The organism is Pseudobacillus sp. 179-B 2D1 NHS, assembly GCF_045370945.1.
Classification (GTDB): Bacteria; Bacillota; Bacilli; order Bacillales; family Domibacillaceae; genus Pseudobacillus.
This window is the reverse complement of record NZ_JBIQDP010000028.1, coordinates 50075-59336: the sequence shown is the minus strand read 5'-3', so window position 1 is coordinate 59336 and position 9262 is coordinate 50075. Positions and strand designations below refer to the sequence as shown.

General features: G+C 42.0%; 12 protein-coding genes. 3 read left to right on the top strand and 9 right to left on the bottom strand.

Going from position 1 to position 9262, the window contains the following annotated elements:
• Positions 1-457: 457 nt before the first annotated feature.
• On the bottom strand, positions 458-712 hold the full coding sequence (locus ACH0BF_RS21305; protein ID WP_120035888.1) for a hypothetical protein: 255 nt from the start codon (positions 710-712) through the stop codon (positions 458-460).
• Positions 713-840: 128 nt separating this feature from the next.
• Between ACH0BF_RS21305 and ACH0BF_RS21300 the strand changes: the two genes are divergently transcribed.
• Entirely contained in the window at positions 841-1587 is a 747-nt protein-coding gene (locus ACH0BF_RS21300; protein WP_120035887.1) for a polysaccharide deacetylase family protein, read from the top strand.
• A 23-nt stretch (positions 1588-1610) separates the two neighbouring features.
• Here ACH0BF_RS21300 and ACH0BF_RS21295 read toward each other — a convergent pair whose 3' ends face one another.
• Positions 1611-2222 (bottom strand): KinB-signaling pathway activation protein, encoded by a 612-nt coding sequence (locus ACH0BF_RS21295; protein WP_340851556.1) that lies wholly within the window; start codon positions 2220-2222, stop codon positions 1611-1613.
• Positions 2223-2364: 142 nt separating this feature from the next.
• Here ACH0BF_RS21295 and gerD point away from each other — a divergent pair, with 142 nt between their 5' ends.
• A complete protein-coding gene (gene gerD / locus ACH0BF_RS21290) occupies positions 2365-2955 on the top strand; it encodes a spore germination lipoprotein GerD (protein ID WP_340851559.1) in 591 nt (196 codons plus the stop codon).
• A 100-nt stretch (positions 2956-3055) separates the two neighbouring features.
• On the opposite strand, the gene ACH0BF_RS21285 is transcribed toward gerD, so the two are convergent.
• The 4 genes from ACH0BF_RS21285 to ACH0BF_RS21270 form a co-directional block, all read right to left on the bottom strand.
• Positions 3056-4114, bottom strand: a complete 1059-nt coding sequence (locus tag ACH0BF_RS21285) for an Mrp/NBP35 family ATP-binding protein (RefSeq protein WP_120038044.1) — start codon at positions 4112-4114, stop codon at positions 3056-3058.
• A gap of 84 nt (positions 4115-4198) precedes the next feature.
• Positions 4199-4903 (bottom strand): N-acetylmuramoyl-L-alanine amidase CwlD, encoded by a 705-nt coding sequence (gene cwlD, locus ACH0BF_RS21280; protein WP_340851560.1) that lies wholly within the window; start codon positions 4901-4903, stop codon positions 4199-4201.
• 129 nt (positions 4904-5032) lie between these two features.
• A complete protein-coding gene (locus tag ACH0BF_RS21275; protein WP_182917059.1) occupies positions 5033-5200 on the bottom strand; it encodes a hypothetical protein in 168 nt (55 codons plus the stop codon).
• Positions 5201-5315: 115 nt separating this feature from the next.
• Complete coding sequence (locus ACH0BF_RS21270; protein ID WP_340851562.1) at positions 5316-5801, bottom strand: staygreen family protein; 486 nt, start codon at positions 5799-5801, stop codon at positions 5316-5318.
• 261 nt (positions 5802-6062) lie between these two features.
• Between ACH0BF_RS21270 and ACH0BF_RS21265 the strand changes: the two genes are divergently transcribed.
• A complete protein-coding gene (locus tag ACH0BF_RS21265) occupies positions 6063-7334 on the top strand; it encodes a cation:dicarboxylate symporter family transporter (RefSeq protein WP_120035882.1) in 1272 nt (423 codons plus the stop codon).
• Positions 7335-7472: 138 nt separating this feature from the next.
• Here ACH0BF_RS21265 and rpsI read toward each other — a convergent pair whose 3' ends face one another.
• The 3 genes from rpsI to truA form a co-directional block, all read right to left on the bottom strand.
• Positions 7473-7865 (bottom strand): 30S ribosomal protein S9, encoded by a 393-nt coding sequence (rpsI, locus tag ACH0BF_RS21260; RefSeq protein WP_120035881.1) that lies wholly within the window; start codon positions 7863-7865, stop codon positions 7473-7475.
• Positions 7866-7887: 22 nt separating this feature from the next.
• Entirely contained in the window at positions 7888-8325 is a 438-nt protein-coding gene (gene rplM / locus ACH0BF_RS21255; protein WP_120035880.1) for a 50S ribosomal protein L13, read from the bottom strand.
• A gap of 195 nt (positions 8326-8520) precedes the next feature.
• Entirely contained in the window at positions 8521-9255 is a 735-nt protein-coding gene (truA, locus tag ACH0BF_RS21250) for a tRNA pseudouridine(38-40) synthase TruA (protein ID WP_259455806.1), read from the bottom strand.
• Between the last annotated feature and the right edge of the window lie 7 nt (positions 9256-9262).

Below are 9262 nucleotides of genomic sequence, written 5' to 3'. Positions count from 1 at the left end.
ATGTTTGACTTGCTCATAATTTAAAAATAAGAATTAACTTACTGGCATGTATTTTGTTCAGTTTTCAAAGATCAATTTTTCTTTTGTCTTTAACAGCGACTTGATCATCATAACACTTTTACCATTTTCAAGTCAACAGTTATTTTTTATTTTCAAATCTTTCATCAGCTGCTTTGTTTTCAGCGACAATTAGTAATTTAACACACACAAAAGATTTTTGTCAACAAGTTATTTTATAATAAATTTTTTCACTCATAACAAATCATTATTCAATAGAAAAAAGGCTAATCTCTCTACAGAATGACTAGCCCTGCCTCTTCTTTGTAAATGGCCAATTACTCCTTTTTACTATACCTTTTAACTGTCTTGAATAGGCTCTTTCCTTCTCTCCATCATTCTTTTTGCGTATTATGCGAAAAACCCCTTTTCTCCAGATTCCATAAATGATCCTTTTATGTCAGGCATCAAAGGAAGAAGCTGACGATTGCTCTTTTTCAGCCGACATTTTATAGGCTAAGTACTTCATACATTCTTCTTCAGCAGCTACTCTTTTAAACAATTTAAACAGCCGCACGTATTTTTTCTTCATAGAGCGCTTAACGGACTCATCTATCCTTGAATCACCGAGATCGAATAGTATTTCATCCATTTCCCGCTTGATCAAATAATAAATTTCTCGCTTTTCTTCTTCGCTAATTAACAATGCCAGCATCTCATCACCCGTTTTTCTTTTTTATTCAATGTCATACTACTATGCTATTCGGCAAATCTATTTGTTTGTCATAATATTTGTGTACATGCTCATAAAGTTGAATAAGATGATTTTAGCGGAGGGAGAACATGACGTTCTTTTATAGTGTGCATATGAAAAAAACGAAGCAGTTCTTGTTACTTATTTCAGTTTCATTCTTTACAGCTATTTTATTGTTTACCCAAAATCTTTTAAGTATTCCTGTTTTTTTAGAAAAAGAGTCTCCAAAAGCAATTTATAAGGGAGAAAATGGAATAGCTTTAACTTTTGACATTGGATGGGGCGATGAAAAAGCGGGACAGATTTTGCATACGCTCATTCGTCATAAAGCTAAAGCAACCTTTTTCTTGTCAGCTTCTTGGGCAGAACGCCATCCAGATCTCGTGAAAAAAATGAAAGATCACCACTTTGAAATTGGCTTGTTAGGTTATAACTATGTCGACTACACGTCTATGGAAAAAGCTGAAATTAGGAAAGACTTGCTTAAAGCTCAAGAAGTATTTAAAAAGCTGCAAATCGAAGAAATTAAATTAGTTCGAGCACCGACAGGCCACTTTAACCAAGAGGTATTAAAGATCGTAAACGAAATGAATTTGACTTATGTGCACTGGAGCATTGATACAAATGATTGGAGAAATCCAGGAACTGCTTCAATTCTATCTAAGGTGAAAGCAGCCAAAAACGGTGATATTATCTTTATGCACGCATCCGATTCAGCTAAACAAACAAATGCTGTTCTTCCACAAATTATTGATATCTCAAGATCATCCGACAAACTGGTAACAGTATCGGAACTAATCGCCAATGGAGAAGTCGAAACCAAACTTATCCCCTAATTCAAAACAAAAAAGCAGGGCCTTTAGGCTCCGCTTTTTTTAGATGGGCGTTGATTATATTTAGGCAAAGCCAGCAACTGAAAGGCATTACATGGCAATAGAGTAAACAACATAATATACAGCCATCTCGTTTCATTCGCCTGAAGTACCGGCAACCATTCTAGAACAGTAACCACTACCATAAAAAACAAAGCAGAAATGAATACGCTCTTGTTGGATTGCTTCGCTTTGAAAAATGAAACTATCAGACCAATTACAAAAAGCAAGACAGCTAAGCCAATGTAGGGAAAAATAGATTCCCCTTTATCAGCAAATGCTTGAAAGCGAAAATAGATAAGATCGAATAAAACAAATGCGATAATGACAAACTGTACACTATTCCAAAATGACCGGAACATGCTTGCTCCAAATTGATGAACAGTTAAATAAGCAAAAAAACCCATTTGACTAATTACGCTAAATGTAAACCCAACAAACACATGCCAAGTTAAAATAGAAAAAAGATCTTTCCATCCCCCTGTACTGATTAACGGAGATAATTCATCCCAGCGAATAAAAAAGCCGAGAATGCTGGCAGCTACTCCGCCAATCAATAATGTATGTACAAAAAACCTGATCCAATTCCGGATTGTCACCTTGTTACCCCCAACTATATAGTTATGCTCTCCTGATTGTAACAATGAAGATAAAAAAAATCTAGGCACGGCTGCAGCCTTGAATAATTTCTTTGTCACTGCTCATATTAAAAATAAGAAAAGGCTAGAAAGGAGCTTCTTTATGTGGAAACCTGTCTTGCCGCTCCTCTTTCTCGTTTTTTTCTTGGCGGCTTGCGGAGGGGGTGCGGCCGATGCTGGAACGGCTCAAATGGATTATGATGCGACCAAAAAAATGGTCGTTGATATATTAAAAACAGATGATGGAAAAAAGGCTCTTCAAGACATGATGGAGGATGAAAAAGTAAAGCAACAACTCGTCATGGATCAGGAAATGATCACTAAAACGATTGAAGACACCCTAACCTCCGAAAAAGGCAAAAAGTTCTGGAAAGAAGCTTTTAAAGATCCGGCATTTGCCAGCGCCATTGCTAAGGGAATGAGGAATGAACAAGAGGATTTATTAAAGACGCTTATGAAAGATCCTCAATATCAGGACATGATGCTCAGTATTATGCAGGACCCAGAATACGAGAAAAATGTAACACAACTGATGAAGAGTAAAGAATACCGTGAGCACTTGCAAAAAATAATGAATGAGACTTTCGAGAGTCCTTTATATAAAGCAAAAATACAGGATATTTTACTGAAAGCGGCAGCAGAAGAAGCAAACGCAGGCGGGGGAAAAGAGAAGAAGCAAGGCGGAAGCTCTTGATCCAAGATTAAACCTTAACACTCCTTTACCCACTGATAGATGTACAAAGCCTTTTCCTACAACTAAAACAGCCGGGAGGATTCTCACCGGCTGTCTTTTTTTATTTGTCGTTTAATTTATTGACTACTTTTTCTGCGATTTCTTGATAAATCTTCCCAAGCCTGTGATCGGCCGCATAAATGGACGGAGCGAACTCTTCTTCATTCCAATCTGGCTGTTCAAGCGGCAGGCGCCCTAATATTTCCGTACGAAGCTCTTCTGCCAATTTGTCTCCGCCTCCGCGCCCGAATACGTATTCCTTTTCTCCCGTCTTCTTGCTTTCAAAGTAAGCCATGTTTTCAATGACGCCAATAACTTCATGATCCGTCCGTAAAGCCATAGCTCCGGCCCGGGCTGCAACGAAAGCGGCCGTCGGATGCGGGGTAGAGACAATGATTTCCTTGGAATGAGGGATCATCGAGTGAACATCAAGCGCTACGTCGCCTGTTCCCGGCGGCAAATCAAGCAACAAGTAATCCAACTCCCCCCATTCTACTTCTTGGAAGAAGTTATTGAGCATTTTTCCGAGCATCGGACCACGCCAAATAACAGGAGCATTGTCTTCCACAAAGAAGCCCATAGAAATAACCTTTACGCCAAAGCGCTCAACAGGGACGATTTTATCTCCACGGACAACAGGACGTTGCTCAATTCCCATCATATCCGGTACGCTAAACCCGTAAATATCAGCATCCACGAGTCCAACCTTCTTCCCTAAACGGGCAAGAGCTACAGCAAGGTTGACGGAAACAGTCGATTTACCGACACCGCCCTTTCCGCTTGCAATAGCGATGAACGTTGTCTGACTATCCGGCGACAACAGATTATGATCCTGATGGCTTTCTGAACTGCGGTACCTGGCAAGCACATCTTCCGGAAGCTCTGAAAAGCGAATACCAACTGTTTGTGCGCCCGCTGCTTTTAACGCTTCAACAATTTGCATTTGGAACGGCAGTTGTTCTGCCGTGCCTGTCTGGGCAATGGCTACTTTGACACTTACATGCTGCTTTTCTTCTTTGACACTAATATCGACAATACCGTTTGTTTCTGCCAACGTTTTATGTAAAATGGGGTCGTTCATTTGACTTAGAATATCTCGTACTTGTTCTGGCGTTACCAAACTATCCACCATCCTTTATCTCTTTCATTTCTCTTACAGTATACCATAACCACCCATCAAAAAAAGGGCAGGACTCTCTTGTCCTTATCCCTCTTTGTCATCCATATGTTTCATAATCCCTTTATAAATAGATGCTGCCACTTTCTCCTGGTATTCTTCCGTTGACAAATTCCGCTTCTCTTCAGGGTTGGAAAGAAAACCAATCTCAACCAACGCTCCTGGCTTTTTTGCATACTTTAGCAAATAGACATGGTTAATGGCTTTTGCTTCTCTATTCGTATTTTCAAGATTTAAGACAAGTTCATATTGGAGAGCCTTCGCTAATTCTTTATTTTCCTCTATATGCGGGGCATAAAAAGTTTGTGCCCCTCTCCAGCGCGGGGAAGGAATGGCATTTAAATGAATGCTTACAAAAAGGTCCGCTTCAGAATCATTAATTAACTGAAGCCGTTTTTTTAAATCCTCCGTTTTTCGCGAGCGGTATGATTGTATATCTGAAGGAGCTAGGTCTACATCCTTCTCTCTTGTCATTAAAACGATCGCTCCCTGCTCCTGCAAATAATCGCGAACTTTCTTAGTGACTGCCAGAGCAATATCTTTTTCCAGCGTGTCCCTATCTCCCGCTCCGCCATCCGGTCCGCCATGCCCGGCATCTAAATAGATAATTTTTCCTGAAAGTGGCATACTCCATGGCTTCCAAGACATATAATTAGTGTTTAAAAATTGAATGACAAAAACAAGGATGGCACCGCTCAGCAAGAAAGCAATCCATCTTTTCCATCCTCTCATCCAACTCCCCCTTTTCCTCTCCTGTTGACATCATATGGGACAAGTGAGGGAATTATGAGTGAGTATATAAAAAAGCTGGACCGACCCTTTCTTTTCTGCTTCCTTGCTTTATGGGCTTATGATTGATTCTTACTCATTGCCTCGCCCTTTTCTCCCAAGGTTAGAGTTCCGATTTGCTCCTTTCATCGGATCTTCTCCATCCGCAAACTCTACAGAGTAATCAGCTTCCTCAATGTTCTTCTTTGGGGTTTTCGCATATTTCTCTACTGCATTTCTCTCTGCTTTCCGCTTAGCCATCTCCTCACCTCTTTTCCTTAGTGACAGCAAACTACTATTAGCGTCTCCTTTTCCTTACTTTCATATTCATGGCTGAACTTGTCACCTTCACCACGAAAAGCTATAATACCAAAGATCATAGCCTGGCTAATCGGAATCCCGAAGAAATTTGTTTTACATATTGACGGGGTGTGCCATAGTAAAAAACGTGACTGTACTCCGGATAAGTGGAATCATAGTAGACAAAGATAGGAGCATCTAGCAAAGCCGGATAGTTATAGTAAAACGGCCAGTCGCCATATACGATTCCTGTTATCGCTGTACCGATTTCTTTCTGGAATAGATTAAACCGGAGACCTGAAACCTCTTTCCTAAACTCTCCACTATCTACATACGCCTTCCCGGCCAAATACAACCGGCCTTCCCAATCTTTTTTCCACTCGGCCAGCACTTCATCCCGCATTTTCCAATTGATTGCCTTGCAGTTATATACATATCCAACGTCCAAAAATAATTTAGCTGTCACATCCGAATGGGTGAGCGTATATTTTCTTCCTTCTGCCGGCTGAACAAATGTGGCAGGCGGGGTAAGCTGTACAAATAACTTTTGCAGGTCAAACACCGATTGTGATCTCCTCTCCGTGAATAAAAATCCCTTTTACACTTTATACACCTAGCCTATCGCCCACTTCCCCTTTTCGGCCCGCATTGTTCCATGCACAAACGTACAATTGATCCGTTCCTTCATCGCGCGTGGAAAATTTAGGTATTTTTCTTATTGATAAAATATTTTATTACAAAGGTGTGAAAAATTTTAAAACAGGGAAGAAAGGAAAAGACATAGGTTTAGAGATCAAAGAGGATGAGAAAGTAGGGTAACAATATGAAAAAGAAGTTCAGGTTTTCACTGGCTTATCAAATTTTAGCTGGCTTAATTTTAGGGATTATCGTTGGAGCGGTATTTTACGGGCATCCGGGTGTAGAAAAGTATCTGCAGCCCCTAGGAACGATATTTCTAAATATGATCAAAATGATCGTCGTGCCGATTATCATCTCCACGCTTGTCTTAGGAGTGGCAGGCACCGGAGACCTGAAACAATTAGGCAAAATCGGCGGGAAAACGATTCTCTATTTTGAAGCAGTGACGACTGTGGCTATCTTAGTCGGCCTGCTGTCTGCGAATTTGTTCCATCCTGGCTCCGGGATTGATATGTCAAGCCTAGAAAAAGGCAATATCGACGAATATATGAAAACAACGAAAGAAGTAGAGAGCGAGGATCACGGTCCCCTACAGATTCTTGTGGACATCGTTCCAACAAACATTGTGAGCTCAATGGCGAATGCCGATATGTTGCAAATCATTTTCTTCACAGTCCTCTTTGGACTGGGAATTGCAGCGATTGGTGATAAAGGGAAACCGGTGCTGGTCTTCTTCGAGGGAGTGGCAGATGCCATGTTCTGGGTGACGAACTTAATCATGCGTTTTGCTCCGTTCGGCGTCTTTGGACTGATTGCCGTGACAGTTTCAAAATTCGGCCTAGCCTCGTTAGTGCCGCTCGGAAAGCTCATGATTCTCGTCTACGCCACCATGATTTTCTTTATCTTATTTGTGCTGGGTGGAATCGCAAAACTAATAGGCATTAATATCTTCCATCTCCTTCGTGTCCTGAAAGATGAATTGTTGCTCGCCTATTCAACGTCTAGCTCGGAGACCGTATTGCCAAAAATCATCGAAAAAATGGAAAGGTTCGGCAGTCCAAAAGATATCGTATCATTTGTCGTTCCGACGGGCTATTCATTTAACTTGGACGGTTCCACGCTTTATCAGGCTATCGCCGCCTTGTTTATCGCCCAGATGTACGATATCCATTTGAGCATCACTCATCAGATCACTCTTGTCCTGGTGCTCATGGTCACCTCGAAAGGAATCGCCGGTGTGCCGGGCGTGTCATTTGTCGTTCTGTTGGCTACACTCGGCTCGGTCGGCATCCCGCTCGAAGGATTGGCCTTCATCGCAGGGATCGATCGACTGCTCGATATGGCGCGTACCGTTGTCAATGTGGTTGGGAATTCCTTGGCAACTATCGTTATTTCCAAGTGGGAACACCGCTTCGATGACGCCAAGCGGACCGCCTACTATGAAACCTACAAATAAGCGAAACGACCGGCTCTCTAAGAACAGCCGGTCGTTTTTTTTTATTCGAGAATCTATGGGGGACGCCCTTCTTCTCTGCGTGCCAAACAAAAAAGACCCCCAACCAAAATGGTTGAGAGCCTTTGAAAACGCCAATAATTAACGTTTTGAGAACTGAGGTGCACGACGAGCTGCTTTAAGACCGTATTTTTTACGTTCTTTCATACGTGCATCACGAGTTAAGTAGCCAGCGCGTTTTAATACTGCACGGTACTCAGGGTCTACATGAAGAAGCGCACGTGCGATACCATGACGGATCGCTCCCGCTTGTCCAGTGTAGCCGCCTCCTTGTACGTTTACAAGTACATCATAGCTGCCAGTTGTTTCAGTTGCTACAAGCGGCTGCTTGATTACTGTACGTAATGCTTCGAATGGGATATAGTCTTCTACGTCACGTCCATTGATGACGATTCTTCCGTCTCCAGGTACTAAGCGCACACGAGCAACAGAGCTCTTGCGGCGACCTGTTCCGATATATTGAACTTGTGCCAAGATAATAACCTCCTCTTAATAATTAGCCGCGAAGTTCGTAAACTTCCGGTTGTTGAGCTTGGTGCTTATGTTCAGAACCAGCGTATACGTGTAATTTTTTAGCCATTTGACGACCTAAAGAACCTTTTGGAAGCATGCCTTTGATTGCAAGCTCAAGCATTCTTTCAGGGTAGTTTGTGCGCATTTCGTTAGCAGTACGAGTTTTCAAACCGCCTGGATACATGCTATGACGGTAGTAAATTTTGTCCGCTAATTTGTTGCCTGTTAATTCGATTTTTTCTGCATTGATGATAATAACATGATCACCAGTGTCAACATGTGGTGTGAATGTTGGTTTATGTTTACCGCGTAAAATAGACGCAACTTCGCTGGAAAGACGGCCTAGTGTTTGGCCTGCAGCGTCGATCACGTACCATTTACGTTCGATTTCGCCTGCTTTTGCCATATAAGTCGTACGCATTGGTATTTGCCCTCCTAAAAATAAATTAATTGTTTCAATGTTCATCGTATTTTATTTATATCACGAATAAGTTTCCGGGGCTTATCGTGGGGTTAAATAACGTACCATAGGATATAATATAACTTCCTAGAGTCAATGTCAAGAAAAAATGTGACACCCGGGCTAGTTGCCATGGCAACCGATGTATTAGAAAGCTTAATAAAGTACTTTCCATAAATACAATCCTTCTGCCGGTGCGGTTTTTCCTGCCAGTGAACGGTCGCAGCCGGCAAGAATAGACGGCATGTCTTCAGGGCTCAACTTTCCCTTGCCTGCTTCCATTAATGTCCCAGCAATGATACGGACCATATTATATAAAAATCCGTTTCCGGCCACCCGCAGTTCTATTTCTTCTCCGCTTTGGATAACCTCCAGCTTAGTAATGGTTCTTACTTTATCCTCTACTTCTGTTTTCGCTGAACAGAAGCTTGTAAAGTCATGAGTGCCAATTAACGAGTGAGCGGCCTCTTGCATAAGCGAAGCATCCAATTCTACCGGGGAATGACAAGCATAAAAGCGGTTAAAAGGATCGCGAACTGCATTCTGATAAATTTTATAACGGTACTCTTTACCGACCGCTGAAAAACGCGCATGAAAGGAATCAGCAACGATTTCAGCTTGTTTTACAGCTATATCATCAGGAAGACGGCTGTTAAGCGCCGACGGCCAGCGGTCATCCGGAACAGAGAGCGGTGTATCAAAATGGATTACTTGCCCTCTCGCATGAACACCCGCATCCGTCCGTCCGGATGCTGTCACTCTTACTTCCCTTCCCTTATGAATAACAGCCAGTGCTTTCTCCAACTCCTCCTGGACAGTGCGACTGTGCGGTTGTACCTGGTAGCCGGAAAATCGGGCTCCATCATAAGCAATCGTGCATTTCACTCGCAGCATATTA

Bases quoted from the DNA above. Each gene is read 5' to 3' on its own strand.
- ACH0BF_RS21275 (WP_182917059.1), bottom strand. From the start codon at position 5,200: ATGGCTAAGCGGAAAGCAGAGAGAAATGCAGTAGAGAAATATGCGAAA.
- rplM (WP_120035880.1), bottom strand. From the start codon at position 8,325: ATGCGTACGACTTATATGGCAAAAGCAGGCGAAATCGAACGTAAATGG.
- ACH0BF_RS21300 (WP_120035887.1), top strand. From the start codon at position 841: ATGACGTTCTTTTATAGTGTGCATATGAAAAAAACGAAGCAGTTCTTG.
- ACH0BF_RS21305 (WP_120035888.1), bottom strand. From the start codon at position 712: ATGCTGGCATTGTTAATTAGCGAAGAAGAAAAGCGAGAAATTTATTAT.
- cwlD (WP_340851560.1), bottom strand. From the start codon at position 4,903: ATGAGAGGATGGAAAAGATGGATTGCTTTCTTGCTGAGCGGTGCCATC.
- gerD (WP_340851559.1), top strand. From the start codon at position 2,365: ATGTGGAAACCTGTCTTGCCGCTCCTCTTTCTCGTTTTTTTCTTGGCG.
- ACH0BF_RS21265 (WP_120035882.1), top strand. From the start codon at position 6,063: ATGAAAAAGAAGTTCAGGTTTTCACTGGCTTATCAAATTTTAGCTGGC.